General features: G+C 49.7%; 8 protein-coding genes. 1 reads left to right on the top strand and 7 read right to left on the bottom strand.

Annotated features, from left to right (window positions below; genetic code table 11):
* Positions 1-3 precede the first annotated feature (3 nt).
* Positions 4-963 carry an MBL fold metallo-hydrolase gene (locus tag ACWJJ5_RS15870; protein WP_071391654.1) on the bottom strand — a complete coding sequence of 320 codons (960 nt, stop codon included), beginning with the start codon at positions 961-963 and terminating at the stop codon, positions 4-6.
* A gap of 395 nt (positions 964-1358) precedes the next feature.
* Here ACWJJ5_RS15870 and proC point away from each other — a divergent pair, with 395 nt between their 5' ends.
* Entirely contained in the window at positions 1359-2201 is an 843-nt protein-coding gene (gene proC, locus ACWJJ5_RS15875; protein ID WP_173613028.1) for a pyrroline-5-carboxylate reductase, read from the top strand.
* Positions 2202-2234: 33 nt separating this feature from the next.
* On the opposite strand, the gene ACWJJ5_RS15880 is transcribed toward proC, so the two are convergent.
* The 6 genes from ACWJJ5_RS15880 to ACWJJ5_RS15905 all read right to left on the bottom strand — a co-directional run bounded on the left by ACWJJ5_RS15880 (position 2235) and on the right by ACWJJ5_RS15905 (position 25676).
* Entirely contained in the window at positions 2235-2981 is a 747-nt protein-coding gene (locus tag ACWJJ5_RS15880) for a polyketide synthase (RefSeq protein ID WP_014305356.1), read from the bottom strand.
* 49 nt (positions 2982-3030) lie between these two features.
* Positions 3031-4278 (bottom strand): hydroxymethylglutaryl-CoA synthase family protein, encoded by a 1248-nt coding sequence (locus tag ACWJJ5_RS15885; RefSeq protein WP_173613029.1) that lies wholly within the window; start codon positions 4276-4278, stop codon positions 3031-3033.
* 56 nt (positions 4279-4334) lie between these two features.
* Positions 4335-5489 (bottom strand): cytochrome P450, encoded by a 1155-nt coding sequence (locus tag ACWJJ5_RS15890; RefSeq protein WP_077722559.1) that lies wholly within the window; start codon positions 5487-5489, stop codon positions 4335-4337.
* 81 nt (positions 5490-5570) lie between these two features.
* Positions 5571-11786 (bottom strand): beta-ketoacyl synthase N-terminal-like domain-containing protein, encoded by a 6216-nt coding sequence (locus ACWJJ5_RS15895; protein WP_454022519.1) that lies wholly within the window; start codon positions 11784-11786, stop codon positions 5571-5573.
* Positions 11783-17938, bottom strand: coding sequence for an SDR family NAD(P)-dependent oxidoreductase (locus ACWJJ5_RS15900; protein ID WP_454022520.1), 6156 nt, complete (start codon positions 17936-17938; stop codon positions 11783-11785). Before ACWJJ5_RS15900 ends, ACWJJ5_RS15895 begins: the two co-directional genes overlap by 4 nt.
* Positions 17939-17960: 22 nt before the next feature.
* Positions 17961-25676, bottom strand: a complete 7716-nt coding sequence (locus ACWJJ5_RS15905; protein WP_454022521.1) for an SDR family NAD(P)-dependent oxidoreductase — start codon at positions 25674-25676, stop codon at positions 17961-17963.
* Positions 25677-25678: the final 2 nt, after the last annotated feature.

A 25678-nucleotide genomic window follows, 5' to 3' on the forward strand; every position in this document is an offset into this window, starting at 1 on the left:
CCTTCACCCCTTCACAGCTTTAAACATCAGAGTGCTTCCCGACTGAAAGGATTCGGCCTTCCCTTTTGCAGCCAGTACGTCAAGATGGCCGATCGTTTCTGACATCGTTAAAAACAATTCATTTTCGTACACAGCCGGAAACAGCCGCCGGCATACCTGGAAAGCCGTCAGCGTTTCCTCTGACAACAGGCGCAGCACATATTCCGACCGGTTTCTCTGTTTTTCAAGCCGCCTGTCAAAAGCAGGCTTTACGTCTGTCAGCAGATCGCCGTGTCCCGGATATAAAAAGGACGGGTTTACGTCATACAGCCGCTTCATTGAGTTCAAGTAGTCGAGCATCGGGGCCGCGCGCACGCCCCCCTTTTCCGGAGCTTCCAGAATCGGATTGGTGGAGCTGTTGGACAAAAGCAGATCGCCGCTGAACATTTCACCGCTTTTTTCATGGTAGAGCGCAATGTGAGAAGCGGCATGACCCGGGATTTCGAGCACCGTCCAGCCGTTAAGCCCGTCGATTTTTCCGCCTTCTCCCACTGTTTTCGTTAACGGACGGTTTGCTGAAAATAAGTATGACAGCTTAACTGTTTTATGTATGTCTTCAGGCGTCAGGGGAACGCCCATTTCAGTCATAAGCGACAGAAAAAAGTCCTCCTGCCGGGCGATATACGACTGATCCTGAGTAATGTACCTGTCATTCAGCGGATGCCCGATCACTTCCGTATCCTCGGAAAAAAGGTGCAGCAGACCTGAATGATCTGCGTGATGATGAGTGAGCACCACCTGTTCTATATCCGCCGCAGAAACGCCGTGTTCCTTAAGCTGAAATGAGAGCGATTCAGCCGCTTCCTTTGTATTCGGGCCGCAGTCAATAAGGGTTAAGGCTTCATCTTTTATTAAATAAACGATAACGTCGCCGACTGCAAACGGAGTCGGCACACGTATCGGAATGATCTTTCTCGCTGCCATGTTTACGCTCCTTCGTTCTTTTCATTCCTGAATAATCATATTTTAGCGTTTTCTTTTCACTGTGTCATTATTGCCGCATATCGGAAAAAAAGATTGACATCCCGCTCTTTCGCATAGCATAATGAACAACAAACTAGAAAACACGGAACGCGATGACGAGGAACTAGTATATAAACAACGGCAGCAGAGAGCAATGTCCCCGGCTGAAAGACATTGCGGCCCTCTTGTTTACAGAACCTGCCCTCAGAGCGGTTAGGAAAACCTAAACGTATCCCCTCGTTACGGGATTTGAGCTGGGCACGGCTGATTCGTGCTAATGTAAGGTGGTACCGCGAAACCTTTTCGTCCTTTTTGACGGGAAGGTTTTTTTGTGTTTTAGAAGAAGGAGGATTTATATGAAGAAAATCGGTTTTATCGGGGCCGGATCAATGGCGGAAGCAATGGTGAACGGACTGCTGCAAAGCGGAATGACAGCCCCCGGACATATATATATGACAAACCGGTCAAATGACAGCCGGCTTGAAGAGCTCCAAAAAACGTACGGAGTGAAACCGTGCCGGGATAAAAAAGAGTTTTTCAGCAATACCGACATTATTGTTCTCGCCTTTAAACCGAAAGATGCGGCAGAAAGCATTGAGAACATTCGCGAATACGTGAAAGATCAGCTTGTGATTTCTGTCATCGCGGGGCTGACGATTCACACCATTCAGCAATATTTTGGCAGAAAGCTCACCATCATCCGGGCGATGCCGAATACATCCGCGGCCATTCAGCAATCGGCGACCGGTTTTTCCGCAAGCTCCGAGGCGAGTGAAGCTGAAATCCGGACGGCAAAAGAGCTTCTGGAAACAATCGGAGAAGCGATGCTCTTTGAAGAAAAACACCTTGATGCCGTCACAGCCATTGCCGGAAGCGGACCCGCCTATGTGTACCGGTATGTCGAAGCGATGGAAAAAGCCGCCCTTCAAGTCGGTCTGCCGGAGGAAAAGGCAAAAGAACTGATTTTACAAACCATGGCCGGGGCGACGGAAATGCTCAGAACAAGCAGCAAACGCCCTGAGCGCCTGCGCAAGGAAATCACAAGCCCCGGCGGCACGACTGAAGCAGGCCTTCGCGCATTAGACGAGCGCCGCTTTGAAGAAGCCATCATACACTGTATCGCAGAAACCGCAGCCCGGAGCGCCGAAATTAAAGAACAATTCGCAGGCTCCGTTCTGCAAAAGACGGACCAGTCATAAAGCATGGGGCATCCCATGCTTTTTTCATTCTGTTTAACTGCCGTATAAGCGGCTGATTCTCTCTTTTACTTCAGGAAGATGGAATGTGGCTTCGTGCATGTTTACCTCTTCCTCAACCGCTTTTGTCAGCTCTCTTTTGATCCGTGCGGTCACATTGGTTTTCAGCGCAACCAGTGAGGCTCTCGGTTTATCCGCCAGCAGCCGGGCCAATTCGCGGCCTCTTTGAAGGGCGTCTTTTTTCGGAAGCACTTCAAACGGAACACCCCGTTTTTCCAGAGCGGCGCCGCTGAAATTCGCGGCCGTAAACAGCATTTCTTCCCCGAGGACAATTCCCAGTTTTTCAGGCACAATATACGTCGCGCCCATTCCCGGTGTAAATCCGTACTTCATATAATTACAAGAATAAAAACTCTCTCTGCTTAAAATGACGAAATCCGAGCTCAGACCGATCGTAAAGCCGGCTCCGATCGCATGCCCCTGCATGACGGAAATCACAGGGATCCTGCAATCCAATAAAAGACTGTGAAGCTTTAAATCTGTAAATTGAAGCTTTCCGCTCTGAATGGTCAAAAGCCCCTCCTGCGTTCCTCCCGTGCAGAAATAATTTCCGTAACCCGTCAGAAGGACAGTTTTATAGGACGGATGGGCATTGATGTCTTGGAATACCCGGTGCAGCTCTCTTACAAACTCTTCTGACAGCCCGTTTTTCCCGGCCGTATCCTGCATTGTGACCTGCACAATGCCCGGTTCTGTTTCCTGTACATCAATCATTGGATTCATGTTTATTCTCCGTTTCTTTAAAAATACTCAAGCCTTTCCGGCTCTTATACTAGGTCGTCCATTCATACTTTCTGTGAAACTCTTTTATTTCAGTCAGCACTAATCGCGTTTTTCCTTGATGCGCATTCGGGATGTCTGCTGCGGGCGCGGCATTTCTTGTGCCGAATTTTACGATGCCGCTGTCTTGGAGCAGCCGGTCATAATCAGTCATCGATAAACGGACGCGTTCATCCAAATGCCGGCTGATCTGAAATTGATTCTGCCGCGCACGGCTTTGCGGCATAACGACACCGCTGTAAAATTCAGAGCAGCAGCCCGAACCGTATGAAAAACAGCCGACGCGTTTCGGCGTTTCAAAAGAGCCGTTATCAATCGTACTGGCAAGAGATAAAAATACGGTGGCCCCCATGATGTTGCCGACGCGCTGACAGTATTGAATCCCAGGCAGCACGCGTTGCTGAAAATCCGCTTCAATGTCCTGCGGCTTAGCCTTTGCCAATTTTCTCATCATCGTCCGATGCGCTCCTTTTACCATTCCGCCAAACGGAGTATGAAAAGAAAGGTATTGAAATGTATTCTTATAATCCGCCCCGCTCACACGCTTTCGGTATTCCTGAAATGAATGTTCACAGCAATCCAAATAAGACATGAGCGACAGATCAGCATCCCCCGCTTCACTATCCGGAATCGGGCGGCAGGTATCCATGACTTCATACCCGTAATACCCGCTTGCACCTTGATCAAGCAAAAAGACATGAGGGGTGCTGCTGACTAAAAGCGCGACAGCCCCCGCCCCCGCACTCGGTTCGGCATAGGACCATTCCTCCGTCAACGCGTCACCGCCTTCAGCCACTAAAAAGCGGGAAATATCCGTTCCGATGATGAGCGCTTTCGCTCCCGGCGATGTTTGCGACAAGATGAAATTCACACCCATTTGAAACCCGGCCGTTAAAGAATAGCAAGCCTGCTTCACCTCAAATAACCGGCAATTCCGCTTCAGCTGCAAATAATCATGGACATATGTACTGATGGATTTGCCAAAATCAATCCCGGATTCCGTACAGGTAATGACCATTTCAATCTGATTCCGTTCCTCTTCTGACAGAGAATCGATAATCGGTTTTGCGGCATTTACGGCGAACGTAATCGGATCTTCAAACGGAAGCGCCACCACTTTTTCTTTCATCAGCAGGTTCTCAAACCTTTTTTTATCCAGGTTCCGATGTTCCGCAAGCTCCATGACGTCTACATACGCGGTTCCGCCAAACACGTTCATTGCTTCGATTCCTACATTCATTTCTCCAAGCCCCCAGAGTAAAGAGGCTTCCCGTGAAGCCTCTTTTATTTTTTCGTTCAAAACTCAACAAGCAGCCGGTCAACGCCGTGAAATACAGGGCTCGGAACCAGATTCGGCTCTTGATCCTCAGTAAAACGCCATGCGGGCATCTGTTCAAAAAAGTGGGAAAGCGCGATTTTCGCTTCAAGCCGGGCCAGCGGCGCTCCTAAGCAATAATGGCTGCCCTGACCGAATGACAGATGCTGATTCGGCTTTCGTCCCAAGTCAATCTGATCGGCATTTTCAAACTTCTTTTCATCTCTGTTCGCCGATCCAATCCACGCATATACTTTTTCTCCGGCCGGAATCGTTTTTCCGCCAATCTCGCTCTCAACCGCGGTGTAGCGGGTTACCCGCTGAATGGAAGGTCTGAGGCGGATGACTTCCTCAATAAAGTCAGGAAGGAGCGCCTTATTTTCAAGCAGCCGGGGCAGAATATGCGGAAACTCCTTGAGACTGAGAAATGAATTTCCGATCACATTTTCCGTCGTTACGTGCCCCGCGACGATCAACAAGCCGCAAAAACCGATTAATTGCTTGTCTGACAGCGGCTCTCCGTCTAAATCAGCTGCAATTAAATGACTGATTAAATCATTTTGCGGCTGTTTTCTCCGCTGTAAAATAAACTGCATGAAGTATCCGATCATCTGCTTTTGCACTTCATTCATTTTCTTTTCATCTTTTACATTCTGGCTTTGGTCGACCCAGCTTTTAAAGATATCCCTGTCTTTCGGAGGAAATCCTAAAAGCTCTGCGATCACGATAATCGGAAGCGGAAATGCGTAATCTTCAATAATGTCCATCCTGCCTTTTGAACGGACGGCCTGAAGCAGGTCATCAGCGATAGCGGCTATACGCGGTGCAAGAGACTCAACCGATTTCGGCATGAAAGGCTGATTGACCAATTTTCTGAAGACGGTGTGTTCAGGCGGGTCCATTTTCAAAAGGCTGTCTTTGTTAATATGCCGGATCATTTTTTCCTGCTTGTCCGCACTTAAGTATTTATGATCGGAAGAAAAATGACTGTAGTCAGAAATCACCCGCTTCACTTCATCATAGGTGAAGATTTCCCAGCAATCTTCCTTTTCATTGTAATGAACGGGAGAGGTTTCTCTCATCGTTTGGTACCACTTGTACGGCTGCTGCTGTCTGATTTTTGTTAAACTGGTCATTTTCATTCCTCCAAGATGTGTCCAAGATTTGAAATGACCCGCCAAAGCTTACGAGCAAACCCGGCGGGCGGATATGTGAATTTACGGTCTTGTTTTGGCGGGCTGCTTCAGCATCTCACCATGCACGTTCAGTATCTTTTCCTGCAGCTGCAGAAAGCTGTGTTCTGTCATTCCGTCTGCCGAATATAAAACGCCGCAAAATTCAGAAATCGTTTCGGCTGCGCTGTCTTCAGCCAATAACGTCATATGGTTGGATACCGCCACATCCATGATGGCGATGTTTGTCATATGCTCTTGCCACTGGCTCCAGTAGTTGACGAAATCAGCGGATAAAATATCGGCCCTGATCGTAAAATACGGATCAAGCTCACCCAAGAAAATACCGTTTTTATTTCGGAAATAATAGCATGTCACCCCGTTCGGATCAGGAAGCGGCAGGAGTTCGTAATCAGTGATTTCGTAAGCGTCCTGAACGTTTATATTCTGCCTGATCAGATTTTTCACCAACGCGTCCGTCTTCGTTAACCCCCGCTGTTTGGCTTTTGCTATTAATTGCTCTAAAAATATGTCTTCATGAAGATCGGCATCTAGTTCATCACGGTGAATCAAGGTTTCAGAAATGCGTTCCGGATGTTGATAAATTGGTGCAAATAAAGCCATGTTCACCGTCTGCAGCATCATATTTTTATCAAATAATTCATCAGGAATGTTTATTTCCCGTGCGCCCGCCGAGTCAAAGGAGTCAAGCATGACGATTGACTCAACGGTTTCTCCAGCCAGCTGCAATTGCCGGGTGACTTCATAAGCGAGCATGCCCCCTAATGAATAGCCGCCTACATCGTAAGGACCCCGGGGCTGCACGGTACGTATGAGCTTAACGTAATATTCCGCCATGTTTTTAATGCCGCGGATCGGTTCCCGGTCTGTCATCCATCCTCTTGCCTGAATTCCGTAAAAAGGACGCCCGGTCCGTTCGGCAACAGGCTGGTACAGCTCCACTGCCCCCAGCGCGGAATGAAACCAGAAAATCGGTCTTCCCTTTCCTCCCGGGTTAAGACAGATCAGTTCGGGCGGTTCTTGATCATCTGTCTCTTCTGATATATCGTTTTGTTTCGTATGTTCCCCATGTACTTCCTCAGTGTCTTTTTGGACAGAACCGGTCAGATACCCGGCTAATTTTGCGATTGTCGGATATTCATAGACCAGATTTGCTGTAATAGACGCTTGATACGTTTTATTAATGGACTGAACCCATTCCACACCGATAATAGAATCCAGCCCCATGTCAATGAATGCCTCATGCTCATCAATATCTTCCGGCTTCAGAAACAGGATGTCCGCAAGGCTTTCTTTGAGCTCTTTGCGCAAAGTGCCGTCAGAGATGCCGATAAGGGGAGTTTCTGCTTCCGGGATTTGCGGACGTACCGCTGTTTCCTCCGCTTCAGCATACTCGGGTTTCGTTATTTGCCCCGCTATATATTCCGCAAGCTCCTCAAGCGTCGGGTGTTCATACACCTTATTGGCAGTAATCTCAGTGTGGTACGTTTTATTTACTGTTTGTATCCATTCCACCCCGATAATGGAGTCAAGCCCCATGTCGATGAAAGGCTCATCAGCATCAATATCTTCCGGTGACAAAAATAAAATATCTGCCAGGCTTATCCTCAATTCTTCAAGCAATGTTCTATTGTCTTCGGAAACTGCGTTTTCCGGCTGATGGACAGAAACAGTACAATCCAAAGGCTGTAACACGATCGGTTTTTGCAATGTCTCCGATTCAAACGCTGTCATTTCGATCTCAGTTAAAGGACTCAGAGAAATCAGACCTTCATGTTCAGGCTGCGGCGAAGACGGGGGAACGGTTTGCGTTTCAGACTTTTTCATGGCTTGGCCTGGTAAAGAACTGTTTACATCAGCCGCCCAATACCTTTCTTTTAAAAACGGGTAGGCAGGCAGCGGCGTTTTATAATATTGCCCTGCGTCAAAAAGCCGTGTGAAAGGAAGATCATATCCTCTGCAAAAAAGGTCAGCGATATGTGCCAGGCTTTCTCTGTACTGCGCGGGCGAAGCCGCCGAGCGGCACTGTTCAATGCATTCCATTCCGAATGTTTTCATTCCGGCTTCGTCTGCCGGCTTCTGATCCTTCAAATTGGACACAAACACACCCGGAAGCTCTCTTTTTACAAGCCACTCCGATAATACCCGCTTCAGTTCGTCCGCACTGCTTACGATACAGGCAAACCGGTGATGCAGATGCTTTCTGCCGAGCAGGAGCGTATAACTTATATTTCCCAGATCGCTGTCTTTGTTCTTGCTGAGTGAATCCAGCAGGCGTTCTGCCTGAATTTCCAGCTGACGCTCCGTCCGCGCAGATAAAGGAATGAGGCAGGCCGGTTTTGCCGGTGACCGGCGCACGGTTTGCGGCGCCTCTTCAATCACAAGATGGGCATTTGTTCCGCTGAATCCGAATGAACTGATGGCGGCTCTGCGCGGTGCATCCGAATTCCGTTCCCACGGTATCAGCTTTTCATTCACAAAAAACGGGCTGTCCGCAAATTGAATATGCTGATTGGCTTGATGAAAATGCAGGGAAGCCGGAATCTGCCGATGCTTCAGCGACAGCAGGATTTTAAACAGTCCGGCCATCCCCGCGGCCGCAGCGGCATGTCCGAGATTGGTTTTCACAGAGCCGATGGCGCAATATCCTTTTTTATCCGTATAACGGCGGAAAGCGCGCGTTAAGGCGCTGAATTCGATCGGGTCTCCCAGTGCAGTGCCCGTTCCGTGAGCTTCCACCATTTGAATGGTTTCCGGATTAATGTGAAAAGTATCATAGACATGCCGTTCCAATCGTTCTTGAGAAAGCGCGCTTGGAGCGGTTATTCCGTTTGTAGCGCCGTCCTGATTCATTGCAGAGCCTTTTATGACGCCGTACACATGATCTCCGTCACTGACGGCGTCGCTAAGACGTTTCAGCACCACGGCTCCCACGCCTTCACCCGGCACGAAGCCGTCCGCGCTTTGATCAAACGTATGGCAGCGCCCGGTCGGTGACAGCATATTCGCCTTATTTGACGACTGATAAAAAGCGGGAGTGGATTGAATGAAAACCCCGCCCGCCACCGCCATTTCCGTTTCTTTCGTCCAGAGCCCCTGACATGCCAAATGAATGGCTGTCAGCGAACTGGAACATGCTGTATCAACAGTGATCGCCGGCCCTTGTAAATTAAGGTGATAGGCGATCCTTGCCGGAGTGACGGAATTATGATTGCCCCAAAAAGCCTGCGCGGGCCCCTGCTGTTTAAAAATGGCCTGGTAATCTCCGCCGCAGGAGCCGGCATACACGCCGCATTCCCGGCCTCTTACCGAGTCTCCCGCATATCCCGCATCTTCAAGCGCTTTCCATGATTCTTCCAAAAACAGCCTCTGCTGCGGGTCCATATAGGTCGCTTCACGTCCTGATATATGAAAGAAAACGGGGTCAAAACATTCAATGTCCTCTATAAAACTGCCATACTGGCATTGGCTGTCAGAGACATCCCATCTGTCTGCTTTTTTAATCAGATCCCGTCCGGCGGCTAAGTTTTCCCAAAACTCATGGACATTCTCCGATTCAGCAAACCGCCCGCTCATCCCGATAATCGCGATCGGTTCTTTTTCAGGTAACACAGCTGCTGCTTTTACTGTTTCGGCCGGATCCTTTTGTTCGGGGCGGTACGTGATTTGATACGGCTCAGAAACGCTGATGACGATTTTCCCGATATTTCCGCGGTCATCCAGACAGTGATACGCTTCTTTTATATCTTCAAAGGAAAAGATTTTTGAGATGACAGGCTGAATGACTCCCTCTTCCGCCAGCCGCTGCAGTTCCAATTGATAGTCCTTGACCTGATCCGGATTTTGAAGGGAGAGCTTCCGCAAATCCACGCTGTGAAACGATTGATTGTTATGAAGGACGGACAAGTCGACTGATTTAGCGGATTTCAGCGCAGTCATGGCAATTTCGATATATCTTCCGCCCGGCGCCAGGCAGTTCATTCCTTTTTGCATGGCATCACCGGCCAGGGTATTAATGACAACATCCACCCCACGGCCGCCGGTCATTCGCATGATTTCCGTTTCAAAGTCTTCTTCCAAATAGCAAATGGTATTGTGGATCCCGAGCGAATGGAGATACTCAATTTTTTTCTGTGATCCGGCCGTTGCATATATTTCCGCGCCGATATGCCGGGCCATTTGCACCGCGATCAGCCCCGTTCCTCCCGTCGCGGTCTGAATTAATATTTTTTCGCCTTTTTTAAGTCCGGCTTTCCGGAAGGCGTCTATCATTGTCACCGCCACGGTGGGAAGAGCGCATGCTTCTTCAAAGGTCAGCCGGGCCGGTTTATGATAGACTTGATGTTCTTTACATGTGATGAGATTCGCCTGAGATCCAAATTCCTCTCCCATGCCGACAATCACTTCATCACCCGGAATGACGGATGTTACATGCCTCCCTGTCTTGATCACGACGCCGCTTGCTTCAAATCCCGGAGTGAACGGATAAGGCGGCATTGTCGGATACAGCCCTCTGACACAAAGCAAGTCTCCGAAGTTTAAAGAAAAGGCGCGGACGGCTATTTGAACTTCGTCATCTTTTGTCTCGGGCACTTCACTGCGGGCAATCGTCAGATCTTCAATGCCGCCCGGACGGTCAATCACAACCCGGAACATTCCCGAGTCATCGGACTTTGCGAAAGAAGACGGCATACGTTCTTGTTTCGGTTTCTGATAACCGTTTTCCTTTCTTTCCGTCTGCAAAGGTTTTTCAGCAGGCCGTTCTTCCTGAAGCGCCGGGCGGATTTTCGCTCTTTCGGTCTCCAGAGATGAGGCTATGATGGTTTCGTATTCTTCCGAGATATAACCGGTCAGCAGTTTCACATGATAGTAATCAAATAAAATCGTTGTCTGCAGTGTAAGATTCAATCGCTTATTAATCTCGTTAATCACATTGACGGCCAAAATGGAATCAATGCCGTATTCAGAGAAATTCAGTTCTTCCTGAATATCCTCTTCTTTCATTTTTAATACATCGGCAATACTTGTTTTGATGACAGAGCGGACATGGGAAGCGACCGATTCCCCATCAGCCTTAACAGCTTGATGCTCCTCTGGCGCGCGGCTGCGGGAAACAGGCTGTGCGGGCTTTCGGAAAACTTCGGCCGGGGCGGCGTATGGCTTTCTGCCGTCTCTGATCCCTTGCATCCGGACGAGTCCGTCACTCTCAGCTGCGATAATCTGCTGGCCTAAATCATGAGCCGTTTCAGCAGGGAAACAAACCGCTCTGTATCCTTCCGAATGCAGCACACGCTCCCACGATTTTGGATATAGGCCGGGACTTCCCGGAATCCGAAGCTCAGCATCCTCATAGGACCACCAGCCGTCAAGCAGCCCGAAGGTTAAATGGGTAAAAACAGAACGATCGCTGATTTCGTTTATCAAAATCATCCCGTTGTATTTCAGGAGCGCTTTCAGACGGCGCAGTGTCAAACCGATATTTTTTGTGGCGTGAAGCACATTGGCGGCGATGACAATATCGTAAACACCCGTTTTGATATTTTGTGATTCGCAAGGCTCCTCTGCATTAAACAAGGCTGTTGTCAAATACGGCACATCAGGTCCGTATTCCTGTTCGGCATGCATTAAAAAAGCTTTAGAAACGTCCGTATAACAATATTCCGCAATCTGTTTTGCGAATGGTTTCAGTTTTGTAAACAGCATGGCGCTCGTTCCGCCCGTCCCGGCCCCTACTTCTATCAGCCTGATACGGGCATCGGGATGTTCTGTAAGATAGGCTTTCAGGTAAGCGGCCGCGGAATCTGCTAACACTTCATTAAAATAATCCGCAACGGGATTATGCTTATAAACACCTTCAACGAGCCGCATTGATGAATCGGGAAATACGATATCCGTAGCCGGACGTTCTCCTTTTAAAATTGAAGGCATCGCTTTTATCGTCGCCTCGGCCAATTCAGCTTGCGCAAGCTCCCCCTTGGGAAGCAGGCGTTTATGGGCATTCCACTCATTCCAGACTGTGCGGCCGTCCGGGCGCTGATCCGCGAGAAGAGTGATCGTGTATCCGTCATACGCGATATATCCGTTTTCTTTTAATAGATTCAGGCTTTCTTCCAGCCATCTGCCGTATGTGCCGATCACGCCGGCGCTCCCCATGGATGCTGCAGGTGTGGTGACAGGCTCGCTGAAAAACCCGATTGACTGTAATTGGTAAAAGAGCAGTTTGCAAAGAAGGCTGTTCATATGCGCAACTCCATTTCTCGTTTTAAAGTCTCAAGCCGTTCATTCCGATCCGGATTTTGCCGCTTGACGCTTTCCATAAATGAAGGCTCCGGGCCGGATACAACCGATATTGCATCTTGATCCGTCAGTGCGGCTAAGCCGTGCGGAGCAGCTTTGATGAATGCCGCTTGGCTGAACGGTTCTGATAGTAAGACTTCCAGCGCCTCCATTGCTTCATCGGGTTCAATAGAACCGATCCCTGACGCCTCCATCCGTTTTCTGTAAGACGGGTCTGATACAACGCCCAGACTGCCCCAATATCCCCAATTCATGACTTTCACTTCACAATCAAGCAAGGAAGCGATATGGCGGGCAAAGGCGTCTTGAAATGTACACCCTGCCGCATAGTTGCTTTGCCCGGCATTTTTTGTGAAAGAATTAACGGATGAGAAAAACAGCACAAAATCAAGCGGCTCTCCCTTAAAAGCTTCGATCATTCGGACGCTCGTATTCACCTTAGCTGAAAAAGCGTTTCTGAAAGAAGCTTCATCCATATTCGCCATACTTTTGTCGGCAAGCGTTATCGCGGAATGGATGACTCCCGTTATATTGCCGTATTGCTCTTTTACGGAACGGACGGCCGCTTTAAGCGCTGCGGCATCTTGAGCATCAGCCTGTATATAATGCGGCGCGGGGCCTGATAGCGCCAGCCTGTCTATTTTGCTCTGAATCTCCTGATCCTTCGGCCGCCTGCCGATCCATATCATCCGTGCCTTGTAACGGGTGATCATGTATTTGCTCCATGCTTCTCCGATGCCGCCCGCTCCGCCGATGACAGCATAAACGCCGCCTTCTCTGTACGACATACGCGGAGCGGAACTTGTCAGCACCCGGACTGTTTTTTGCTTATGCCAAGCTCCGTTACGGTACGCGGCAGCATTTCCGTCCGGATCTGGAGGAAGGCGCCAGATGTTTTTCATCTCAGACGAATCACTGCCTTCTTCTGCATCAATCAGCCTGATGTCCCAGTTCGGATATTCTTTTGCCAATGAGCCGATCAAACCGTGTACGCCTGCATGCTCAGGCTGCGGCAGATCACCCGGATACACGGACTGTGTCTGCCGGGTGACCGCTGTAAAGCTGATGTTTCGGTTTCCATACCCGAGTGACAGCAGCGCTTTGATGAAACGGAAACATTGAATCACCCCATTCTCCTGCTCATCAAGCATTTCCTGACTGACGGATGCGGGTGCGAAACGATCCGGCGCAATCCATAAGAAATGGCGGATATCTTGATACCCGGCTGTCAATTCACGTAATGTTTGCTCGCTTGAATGATCCGGCGTCTCCGCCAGATGGGCGCGGGGCCACATTTTTGCCGCGGCCTTTATGGTATTTCCCGGCTTTCCGATGATCAGCAATTGTTCCTGATCAACCGCTCGATTTTCTTCCAGGGAAAAGAAAGTTTTGTCCCAAACAGGGGCTAGCATCGCCGTCTGAACTTCCTGCCGTTTGCTTTCGGTTTGGTTTGTCTGCCGGACAGCCCGGCAGGAGAACCCTGTCAATCTCATACAAACAGCGCCGTTTTCATCACATAAATCAATATCCAGCGTCAGCGCTCCGTTATCTGACCGATCGCTCTGTTTGCGGACAAGCGCCCACATCGTTTTCTGAGTCGGCTGAAATATTTCTGCCTGCCGCAGGGAAAACGGCAGCATCGGAGTGTCTCCGGCAGTATCTGAACCGGCCCCCAGTGACGCCTGAAACGCGGCATCCAGAAGGCTCGGATGGATGACAAACTGATCGGCGGTACTGTCTGCCGTTTCCGGCAGCGACAGCCGGGCTGCAGCCCCCCTCTCTCCGGTCATCAGCTGATCAATGCCTTGATGGCTCGGCCCGTAGATCATACCCGCATGCCGGAAAGCCTGATAAACCTCATCAGACGTCATAACCGATTGGCTGCAGCCGGACAGCCAGCCCTCTAAATGAACAGACGGAGCCGCTGCTATCTCTCCCGATACCGCGGTGCCTTTACTGTATAAAATCCGTTCTCCCCCAGGTTCTTCCGATAGACTGTAAATCGTAAATTCAATGTCTTCATTTTCCTTAAGAATAAGGCTGATATGGACTTCTACATCCGTCCCTTTATGAATGACAGGCCTCATCCATATGATATCTTTCAAATACATTCCTTTACGTCCGTCCGGCACAGCGTATGCGGCACGCTCAACGGCCGCTCTGGCCATTTCGATCACGGCGGCTCCCGGGAGCACCTTCTGTCCATTGACTGAGTGATCAGTGAAAAAGAATTCCCGTCCGGTAAAAACAGAGGTGAATTTCAGCTCCCAAAGATCGGATGTGTTTTCATGGAGCAGCGGATGGATCACCGTTTTGCCGTCATCCCTTTTTGAAACCGCCTCGGCTTCATCTTGAATCCAGCATCTGACTTTTGCAAACGGATAGGCGGGAAGACTGATTCTCCGGGGTTTTTGTCCCGAATATAACAAGTTCCAGTCCACATCGACTCCCTGCACCCACATTTTCAGCAAATGACCGTACTTTCTCTTTTTCAGCCATTTAACCATGGCTTCCTGCAGATCTTCATCAGATTCAAACACAGCCACTGTCTCATGATTTCGCTTCGCCCGTCCCCTGTAAAGATGCGGTGCGTTTTCATTTTCCAAGTACGATCTGAGCTTGTCCTCCAGCTCCTTAAGGGAGCCCGCAATAAGAGCCAGCCGCTCATCCATCGCTTCCCGCCCCGCTTGTAAAGTGTACGCGACATCAAATAAGTCCGGCTTATCAATATGCTTCTTTTGAAGAAAAGCAAGAAGGCGCTCCGCATATTCTGTCAGACGCTCCCCATTTTTTGCAGACAGCAGAATGACCGCCGGCTCTTGGCTGCTGATTGCTTGTTTGACAGGAGCCTCATATTCTTCAATAATGATATGCGCGTTAGAACCGCCCGCACCAAAGCTGCTGATCCCCGCCCTGAGCGGCTGTTCTTCTCCGTCTGCTGAAATCCGTTTCCAATCTGTTAATTCACGGCAGACGGAAAACGGCCCTTCATCAAATTGGATATTCGGATTTAAAACATCAGCATGCAAGGATGGGGCGATTTGTCTGTGCTTCATCTGCAGCAGCACTTTTGTGACAGCGGCGATGCCTGCTGCCGATTCCCCATGTCCGATATTTGATTTGACAGACCCGATGAGACATGTTTCAGAAACATCACCGAATGCATCGGTTAAAGCCCGGATTTCAATCGGATCGCCTAATTTTGTCCCCGTCCCGTGCGCTTCCACATAGCTGATCCGGCCCGGAGATACCCCCGCTTCCTGTAAAGCTTGAGAAATGACTTCGCTTTGCGCCTTGGGGTTCGGTACGGTGTAACCGCTCGCTCTCCCGCCGTGATTAATGGCAGCTCCTTTAATGACGCCGTAAATCCGATCTCCGTCTTGTACGGCGTCTTCTAAACGTTTAAGAAGCAGCACCCCGACCCCTTCTGCCGGAATATAGCCGTCACCCCCGGCGCCGAAACTCCCGCAGTGTCCTTTAGATGAGATGAACTGCCCCTGGCTCAGCATGAAGTACTTGTTAGGATGAACGGTGAGATTCACTCCGCCGGCAAGCGCCGCGCGAATCCGATGATCCCGCAGATCCCGGCACGCCATGTACAATGAAGTCAGCGAACCCGAACACATCGTATCGACCGAAATGCTCGGCCCTTGAAAGTCACAAAAATAGGAGACACGGTTAGCAATGGATGAAATCCCGCCGGGGAGCCCGATATGCCGTCCTTTCACTCCCGCTTCAGCCGCGAATAGCGGGTATTCCTGATACATGACACCGGCATACACGCCTACCTGACGGCCCAGTTCAGGTGATGTCCTCGTATATCCCGCATCCTCCATGGCCATCCAAGCATGCATTAAAAACAGCCGCTCCTGGGGATCAAGGTGTTCCGCTTCCCGGGGGGAAATCTTAAAAAACTCAGGATCAAAATCGGCGATCCCGTCAATGAACCCGCCCCATTTGCTGTAGATCGCTCCCGGCGCCGTCCGGTCCTCGGAAAAGTAATGTTCCCATTTCCAGCGGTCTTTCGGAATTTCGGTAATACAATCCTTGCCTTGTTTGAGATTATCCCAAAACGCATCGATATCATCGGCCTGCGGATACTTGCCGGAAATCCCGACAACGGCAATATCCAGCGGTTTTCCTTTCGTTTCCTGACGGCTTTGATTCCCGGACGGGGCAAAAGACGCATTTTCAAGCCGATTTGGCTGAAGCACTTCTTTCACAGACGCATTTTTCAATTCCGCCAGCTGTTCCCCGGTATGACTGAGGATTGCGGCATCAAATGAGAGAAACCCGTCTTTTTTATGTTTGATTGTATTCACCACATAGACGGTATCAGACATGACAGGTCCGTAAAGCGTCAGCCTCTCAATCATGAGCGGGACGTGAATCCGCTTTTTCAGCTGCAATTCTTCTTCACCGAGCGACATATAACATGAATTCAAAATAAGCGGGTCAAATGCAAAGTGATGCAGATCGCCTTTTTCTTTTTTTCCTGATAAGTCCAGCTGCAATAAAAAGGAGCTCTCACTCATTTTGTATCCCGCCGTTACCGTTTTCAGCATCGGGCCTATCGTGAAGTCGGCAACCGAATCGTACAGACGGGAAATGACATCCGGCGCCACCTTTTGTGCATGCGACTTCATTTGTTCAACGTCATATGATTTTTTTATGGGTGCCTCTGTATATCTGTTTATTTCTCCTTCGGCACATGTCTTCCGGCTTTCTTTACCGGAGACAGTGCAGCTTGCGGTAAAGCGTTCGGCACTCTTTTCTGCCGCAAATGAAATGTCAATCTGCGCGGCCTCACCCGGCTCCAGCGTGACGGGCCCGCCCGTAAAGCGGATATCTTTCAGCTCGGCGGGATACGTGCCGGAACGAGATGCTCCGGATGCTTCAAGCACCAGACACGGATACACTACACCCATCAGTGCCGGTTTGCCGAAAACCAGATGATCCTGAAGGAATGCTTCATGTTCATAGAAAGTAAATGTCTGACTGCCTAATTGCGTTTCAGAGACCGGTGCTGCATCCGCGACAAGGCCGGAAGATTCATCTGTTCCTTTTGTTTTTATGTCTTCAAGCAGTTCGGATATGCTGCTGCACTCAAATAAAAGAGTCGGATTCAGACGCAGATCAAACGCCCCTTCGATGTCTTTAATAATGGCCAGAAGCTGTGACGATTCAAGACCTAATTCAAAAAACACGGTGTGCGCATCATTTCTTGTGACAGGACGGCCTACGTATGTCGAGAAAATGCGGTATAAGGTTTCCTCCATCTGCTGAACGCCTGGTATCAGCTGCCGGTCCGTCCGCACCTTTTTGGCTGTCAGGCCGAGCAGTGAAGCAATATGCACGCCGCTGAGGTTGTAAAAGTCAATATCCATTTTCACCATTTCAGAAGGCGTGCCGGACTTTTTCGAAATCACCGTGTAACAGCGCTCCGTAACAGTCTCAGCGGCAATAAACGACTCATAATAAATCGGTAAAAATAACTCGGCGCCTGCAGCTGTCTGCAATACGCCGGAGGCCATGGCGGCACCGTCCATCAGCGCGGGATGAAAGAGCGCGCCGGGGAGATTTTCCCGGCATGAATCAGACTGCCGAATATCAAGGAAACATTCCTCTTCATAAGCATAGATCTCTCCCTCCGGCTTCATCAGCCCGTCATGCGACAGTCCGCGGCTTCTCGCGTCTTCGTAAACCGCATGCAAGGAGACTGATGGAAGTGCGGCTTGTTGTTTTTTCTCCCCTGCGTCAAGACGCCTGTCTGATGAGAAGACTCCTTCATGCATCTCCGCGGATAAGAAAACCGTCCCGGAATCCGCCCCGCAAATCGAGGCAGTCCAGAACTCCTTTTCTTTACTGAATATGACACTCACATCAAGCCGCTCTGACCGCTTCACTGATAAAGGATGATAAATGGTCACCCGTTTCAGACAGATGGAACGGAATGAAAGATCAAGGCTTTGCTTTGCCAGCTGATACAGCATATCAATATAGGCCAGACCGGGCATGACAGATTCTCCGTGAACAAGATGGTTTTTCATAATGGGATGTTCTGCCGTCAGGCGCAGATTCACTGTTTTTTTCATGGTTAGTCCCCTTTTAAAAACGTCACGTTGTCACCTGCCAAAACGAGTCTGCAGGTGCAGTGCTTGTCTCTGCTTTTTTCTCATATTTCTTTAAAAGATCCGCAATGTCCGTTTTTTCATTACTTGTTTTTTCCGGTTCACTTTCCGTGCTGTTCCAGCCGCCCAAAAGCGGGTAGTGTTTTTTTCTGAATTCCGGCGGCTGGGGCGCCCGGTGATATTCCCGCTGCCTTTCACCTCTGTATTCTTCAACGAGGATATGAGCATTTGTCCCGCCGTCAGGAAATGAACTCTGAGCTGCGACGCGGGGTTTCTTCTCTGAATGCCAATCAACGGGTTCACGATTAAAATGAATACGCGACGCTTCAAAGTCATAATGTTCAAATGGCTCACGCGCTGATAAGAAAGGCGGAATCCGCTTATGATAGACGCTCAGCACACATCGGATGAAGCCCGCAAGACCTGAAGACAGAAGCAAATGCCCTACATTCGGTTTCACTGATCCGATCCGGCAGGGCAGAAGCGTTTTCCGGTTCAGCTGATAGACATCTGAGAGCGCCTTGATTTCCACCGAATCAACGATTGGGGAACCGCCTCCGTTCACTTCTATATATCCGATGTCTTCGGGCGACTTTTCCGCCATATTAAGCGCAGTTTGAATGACGTCTCTCTGCGCCCTTATATTCGGTGAACCGGGACCGAGCGTCCGGCCGTCATTGTTTACCGAGACGGCTTTTATGACGCCGTAAATACGGTCTCCGTCCCGCACCGCATCGCTCAATCGCTTGATAAAAACCGCCCCCGCTCCTTCTCCGAGCACTTCTCCCGCTGATTCACGGTCGAATATATGAAACACACCGTTCTCATTTAAAATATGGCGCGCTCCGAATAATCGGTGCGCGGACGGAGATAAGAGCAGACTCACCGAACCGACTAAGGCCGCGTCAATCCTTCCGGCCAAAAGGGCGTCTTTTGCAAAGGACAGCCCGATCAGCCCTGAGGAACATGCTGTATCCACGACAAGGCTCGGCCCTGTGACATTCAAAAATCGTGAAATGTTGGCCGCCAAATAGTTTTGCCCCGCCCCCAAAATCGGATTAGGCGCCTGCAGGATATGTTCCATACCGGCTGAAGGCTGCGCCCTGCCGCCGATGTATACGCCGACTTTCCGGCCCGACAAATCCTTTTGTCCGTACCCGGCATCATAAACGGAATGAACCGCTTCTTCTAATATGATCCGCGCCTGCGGGTCCATAACTGCCGCGTCTTTTTCAGAGATGCCGAAAAAGCCCGCATCAAACATGTCGATATCATCAATCCACCCCGCATAATCCTTTGCATGTGCTGTTGCATGCCAGCGCGATGCGGGGACAGGCCGGATGGCGGTGTTCCCTTTCATCAGCAGCTCCCAAAAAGCATCCGTTCCGCCCGCCCCCGGAAAACGGCAGGACATGCCGACGACGGCAATATCGTCTTCGGTATCCGCTTTCGGCTTCATGGATGTTCTCTCTTCAGCGGCGGTTACATCAGGCTGGACGTCCATGTCTTGAACGAAACCATTTTCTTTTGTCATAAAATCGGTTTCATGATGCGCTGCGAAATAGTCAACCATTTCTGTAATCGTTTGATATTGAAGCATTAAGGACGGTGTTAACTTTATGCTGATCCGTTTTTGCAATGATTGAACCAATTCCGCAAAGAGTATTGAGTCAATCCCGTATTCATCAAACGGCATATCATCTTTTATCTGCTCATCCGTCATTTTCAGTTCTTCGCTGAAAACGGTGCGCACCCATTGACGAATCATATCCTTCACCTTTTGGTCACCGGCAGTGCTTTTTTTCATGGGCGCTTCAGTTTTCTTCACCTTCAGAAGATCACCAAAATCAGCATCACTGTCTTCGGGAACACAAGGAATTCCGCAGCTTTGTCCGTTTAATATGATGTAATCTAAAAACTTCAGTCCGTCTTCGGCAGACAGCCTGGAAAGTCCTGATTTTTGATAAGCAGGTGTTTCCGGCAGGCCTTCAGCCATGCCGGTTTCTTTCCAGACGGGCCATTGAACGGCTTTAACAAACACGTTTCCTTTACCTGCCTGATGATTTGCAAAAGAGTCCATAAATGAATTAGCCATCGCGTAGTCACTTTGCCCCGCAGCAAGCGAAGGGATCAGACCCGAAACGGATGAGAACAAAATAAAAAACGACAGCGGCTCATTCTGAACGGCTTCATAGAGACCGCAAAGCCCAGTTACTTTCGGCGTGCAAACGCTTTCGATTTCAGTTTCGGTTTTGTTATAAAAGGCGGGGTGTTCTCCCATTGCACCCGCGCAATGAAAAACGCCGGTAATCGGTCCCAACGTGCCGCGGATGCTGTCCGTCATGTTCCGGAGCCCCTTTTGATCCGTAAGAGAAACGCTGTAATAACGGATCTCCGCGCCCCGCTCGGCTAACCTCTGCATCCGCTCGGCTTTTTCCGGGAGAATGCCGTCCTTTTTCATGTCTGCCCACTCTGAGGAATCGGGAAGCGGCTCCCGCCCCATGATGACCAGTTTTCTGCACCCGCGTGAAACGGCATGCTCCGCCGCAATTGCGCCGATCCCGCGCGATCCGCCCGTTATTAACAGCACATCATCAGACGAATAGGAAAGCTCAGGCACCGCAGACACATTCGTACCCGGCTTCAGAAACGGCACATAACGGCGATTCAGCCTGTAGCAGCATTCACTGCCGCTTTTGGCCCGCGGCTGTAAAAATTCAGTCTCAATCTGTCTGCTTAACTCTTCTGTATGCTCAATCGCACAATCGCTATCTATTGTAAAAGAATGAATGTTGGCATACTCAGCACCCAGCATCCGGTACAGCCCCGCTGTTTTCGCCCCTTGCATCAGAGGTTTACTTTCCTTGAAAGGCTGGAGACGGTGTGTCACTTGGCTGAACACAGCGCCGCTATGATGGAATGATTCCAGAGCCTGCTGTAAAAAGGCAAGCTTTCCGTATTCTATATCTTCCCGCCGTTCATATTCCGCATCATATGCGGTTATGTCGACGACCCCGAGTATCTGTTTGTTTTGAAGAGACTCCCGCACTCTGCCGTAAAGGTTTCGCCCCGATGCGGCGGCGTAATAATCGGCGCCGTCTTTTGCCTGATGAATGAAGCAGATCGTTTCAATATGGCCGTTTCCTTTAAAAAGAGCATCGGCCAATCGCCTCGTCTTATCAGTTGCAAGTATCATTACTGTTCCTGATAATGCTTCAGATTCCGCCGGATCTTGCTGCTTCCAGTCTTTTTGAAGAATGATCTTTTGGTTTTCCGCCGTTTCGTCTGTCTGTTTCCGGATATCCGCAGGCACAGGCACCCAATACCGCTCCTTCGCGAACGGATATACAGGAAGGCTGACCCGTTTCGGCTTCTCTCCTTCGTATAACAGGCTCCAGTCAACGGCGGCTCCTTTTGCCCACTCAGTGAGCAATCTGGAATATTGCTTGTTTTTCAAAAGTTCGGCCATTCCCCTTGATGAAATATCATCTTGAGCACGTCCGCGGAAACACCCTTCAATTTCTGTTTTCCGTTCAAGCACAGCCTTCAGTTTCGCTTGCAGGCCGCAAACGGATGTAACGATCAATGCCAGCCGTTCAGGCATCGCTTCTCTGCCCGCTTGAAGCGTGTAGGCCAGGTCTTTAAGGTTGACTTCTTTTTCCCGTAAAAAGCGGTCATACCGTTTGACATATTCCAATAGCCGTTCTTCATTTTTTGCCGAAAGCAGAAACAGAACCGGCTCGTCTTCCCGTATATTCACCGATTTCTTTTCAGCCTGCGGCGGCAGATATTCTTCTATGACAAAATGGGCATTGCTCCCGCTGGCGCCAAAAGAACTTAAACCCGCTCTTCTCGGCTGGTCAGAATGTGACGGCCGTTCCCATTCTTCCGGCCGGTCCGCCACATAAAACGGCGTATCCGGAAATGGAATATGGGGATTCAGCGTGTCCGCGTGCAATGACGGAAAGATTTCTCCATGCTTCAGCTGCAAAAGCACCTTTGTTAATCCGGCGATTCCGGCGGCTCCTTCTAAATGGCCGATATTTGATTTGGCAGAGCCGATGGCGCAAAACCGCTTCTTGTTTGTCCATTTGCGGAAAGCGCGGCTCAGCCCTTCAATTTCAATCGGATCACCCAGAGACGTCCCCGTTCCGTGAGCTTCAATATAACTCAATGTCTCCGGATCAATGCCGGCACTCTGAAAGGAATCTGTAATGACTTCCGCCTGTGATGCCGGATCAGGCACGGTCAAACCGGATGTTTTTCCGACATGGTTTAAAGCGGAGCCTTTTATGACGCCATATATCGGACAGCCCATCTTTTCCGCTTCTTGAACAGTTGTCAGCAACACCGCGCCGACGCCTTCTCCCGGCACATAGCCGTCACCGCCGTCGGCGAAGCTTTTGCAGACGCCTTCTGAAGACAGAAAACCGGCATTCGCCAAAAACGCATATTTATGCGGATGTGTGACCGCATTAACACCTCCGGCAATGGCGAATTCGCACTCCCCCCTTTTAATGCTTTCACATGCCAAATGTATGGATGTGAGCGAAGAAGAGCACATCGTATCAACAGCCATTGACGGCCCTGTAAAGTTCAGGCAGTGAGACACGATATTCGGAACGGAGGCAGGCGTCACACCCATAGACAGCGGTGTGCCCCGCTGTGTGATTTCAGCGCCGAACAGCTCATAATGGCTCCAAAACACACCTGCGAATACCCCGACGCGTTTTCTATTTTGTGAAGATGGCCCGCGCGCCGTTCTGTCCTGATAAAAACCGGCATCTTCACAAGCTTCCCAAGCCGTCTCTAAAAACAGCCGCGCCTGCGGGTCCATCATTTCAGCCTGGCGCGGAGTCAGATTGAAAAACAGCGGATCAAAGCTGTCTATGCGATCTAAAAATCCTCCGTAACGGTAGAACTGATCTGCTTCATATGAGAAAGGATAACCTTTCCATCTGTCTTTCGGCATTGTTGTGATGCAGTCTTTACCTGAGCGCAGATTTTGGTAAAATTCATCGATGCTTCCCGCCTGCGGATATCTTCCCGCCAATCCGATTACCGCAATATCGTGCTCTTCTGTGTGTCTCTCTTGTTTTCGGCTTCTTCTCTTGACAGCTGCATGGGATAATGAAGAGCGGTTCTTGTCTGCCATCGGAACCAATCGGGCCATGCTTTCAGTTACAGCAGGCTCCTTCCCGTATAAAATAACGGATTGCAGCTTGCCGAGACGCAGCATATATTCAAGTGAAGCCATCCCTTCCCCGGCCGGAAGCGGGCTGGTGCCGGTTGCATCATTCATGATCTCTTTCATCAAGCTGTCAACCTGCATGCCGCCATCTTCCCAAAGCGGCCAGTTGATCGTCATAGAAACCCCTGTCCGTTCGCCTTTTTCCGCTTTGCAATCGCGATATTTCATATATTCATCCATAAAAGCGTTCGCTGCGGCATAATCTGTCTGGCCCGCATTTCCGGTCAACGCCGAGAATGAGGAAAATGCGGCGAAAAATTCAAGCGGTTCATGCCGTGAAGCTTCGTCCGCATGAATCAGGCCGCTGATTTTCGGCAGGAACACCCGCTTCAAGTCAGAACTGTCTTTTTGGATGATAAATTGATCTTTTAAAACACCGGCGCAATGAAAAATGCCCGTCAGCCGGCCGAAAGTTTCTGTAATCTGAGCAAATGCCCGCTCTGTTTCGGCTTTGCTGCCGATGTCCGCTTGAACATAAAGAACTTCTGCTCCCAATGCTTTCAGTCTGCTGATCTTCTCAGACTGTTCCGGCGAACGGCCGATGAGTGCGAGCTTCACCTTTTCTTTTTCTGCAAGGTGACGGGCAAGCAGAAATCCAAGACCGCCGAGGCCTCCTGTAATGACATATACGCCGTTTTGTTTCCAAGGAGACTGTGTCTGTCCGTCCGGTTTCTCAATACGTTCGAACAATCTGATCTGCCGCATATCGTCTTTATACCGAATGTCTGTGCAGCCTGCACGAGAGCAGTCTGCTTCTGTTCTAATGATTGCGGCCGTCTCACTTAGCAATCTCTCATTCTTGTCACAAAAGGTGATCACCTGAGTGTGAAGAGCCGGATTTTCCAGATGGGCCGTTTTCAGCATAGCCCCGAGAGCGGAAGACAATGCCGCTCCATTCTCAACGGCGCATACAAGCTGAATCAATGTATGTTCTTTCGGATGGTCTGTCAGTTCCCGTTTGAGCATACAAAATATGCGCTCGGCATCTGCTCCAAACTGCTCATCTGCAACCTCATGCTCCCTTTTCAGTTCTATCACTTCCGCTTCCGGGCAATATGTGCCGAGTTCACCGGTGAGACGGGCTCCTGCATCGGCAGCGATAATGAGATGACGGGTGTGTTTTTGCCCGTTCTGCACCGCCGTTTCCAGCGGATGATCTTTCCAGGCGGGTTCAAAAAACAGAACCTCATCAGCAATGTCAGCGTCTGATGTATGCCGTTCTTCGGCCGAATCTTTCAGCACACAGCCCGCTTCATTGATAAGGTAATCCGCAAGGCGGCGGACAGATGAATATTCAAATAGCAGTGTCGGATAAAACTGCTGCTGAAAAGTCTGCTCTAATATCTTTACAAGCTTCAGCAAATGCGCCGAGTCAAGCCCCATATCATAAAAGCCTTTCCGCACATCAATAGCCTGTGCCGGACGATTGATCAGCCTGGCGATTTCCGACTTTATGTAAGTCACCATGTTTTGTTCCGGCGTTTGCTGTTCAGACACGTCTTCTGCGGCCACAGGACTTTCGGGCTCTCCACGGCCGCTTCTGTTCTGCTGAGGCGGCTTCTCTTTGTCTATCAGATGGGTAATCATATTCGCTTGTCTGACCCTTTTTACTGTCAGTTTCTCACATTCGGCCAATACGTTCCCCGCCCTGTCGTAAATCGTGAAGTCGGCCGAATAAAAATCAGGTTCGCTATCTGATGCGCCGCTTTCAGTGCGGCTGTTTTTCGCAGAATAAGTGTAAATCGTTTTCGGAAACGGCTGATATATGCAAAAACGATTAATCATAAAAGGAATATAAGGTGTGTCATTCTGCTTTTGGGCCGACAATGCAAAGGAAGAGCCGGCAAGGGTGGACGCATCTAAAAAAGCCGGATGCGCCTTAAATTTCTCCCGGAATCCTTCAGCCAAATCACTCAGAGTGAGCTCCATTAATTCTTCTTTATCCTGAAGCTGATAAACAGCCCCTTCATTTTTCATAAACTCGCCATGCTCAATATGGCTTCTTCTTGCAATTCCGTAAATGTCATGCATGTCCCATTTTCGGCTTGCGTTTTTCATGAATGCTTCAATATTCAGTTCTTTTGCCCGGGGCGTGTCTTTTTGCAAATAAAGCTGACATTCCATATTCTCATCCCGTTTTCCGCCAAGCGGTGTGCCGTTTTTTGCTTTTTCGCTTGTGATCTCAACTTTCCAGCTGTCACTCGCCGGCGTAAAGGTGACATACAGGTGTTTATCAAACTCTTCAGATGTTACAACAGGCTGCTTAAAAATAATCTGTCTTAATTCTATAGGCCTTTCACCGAGATACCCGGCGGCGAGCCGATACAGCATATCTATTAAAGTCACGCCCGGGAGGACGCGGATTTGATGAACGCGATGATCCCGGACGATATAATTCGAATGGCTGATTTTCTGCAGGAACGTTTTGACTTGATCGGTGGCAACTGCCAATC

The organism is Bacillus sp. JK74 (assembly GCF_053663395.1).

Coding starts and splice junctions, on each gene's coding strand:
- ACWJJ5_RS15870 (WP_071391654.1), bottom strand. CDS start 963: ATGGCAGCGAGAAAGATCATTCCGATACGTGTGCCGACTCCGTTTGCA.
- proC (WP_173613028.1), top strand. CDS start 1,359: ATGAAGAAAATCGGTTTTATCGGGGCCGGATCAATGGCGGAAGCAATG.
- ACWJJ5_RS15880 (WP_014305356.1), bottom strand. CDS start 2,981: ATGAATCCAATGATTGATGTACAGGAAACAGAACCGGGCATTGTGCAG.
- ACWJJ5_RS15885 (WP_173613029.1), bottom strand. CDS start 4,278: ATGAATGTAGGAATCGAAGCAATGAACGTGTTTGGCGGAACCGCGTAT.
- ACWJJ5_RS15890 (WP_077722559.1), bottom strand. CDS start 5,489: ATGACCAGTTTAACAAAAATCAGACAGCAGCAGCCGTACAAGTGGTAC.
- ACWJJ5_RS15895 (WP_454022519.1), bottom strand. CDS start 11,786: ATGAACAGCCTTCTTTGCAAACTGCTCTTTTACCAATTACAGTCAATC.
- ACWJJ5_RS15900 (WP_454022520.1), bottom strand. CDS start 17,938: ATGAAAAAAACAGTGAATCTGCGCCTGACGGCAGAACATCCCATTATG.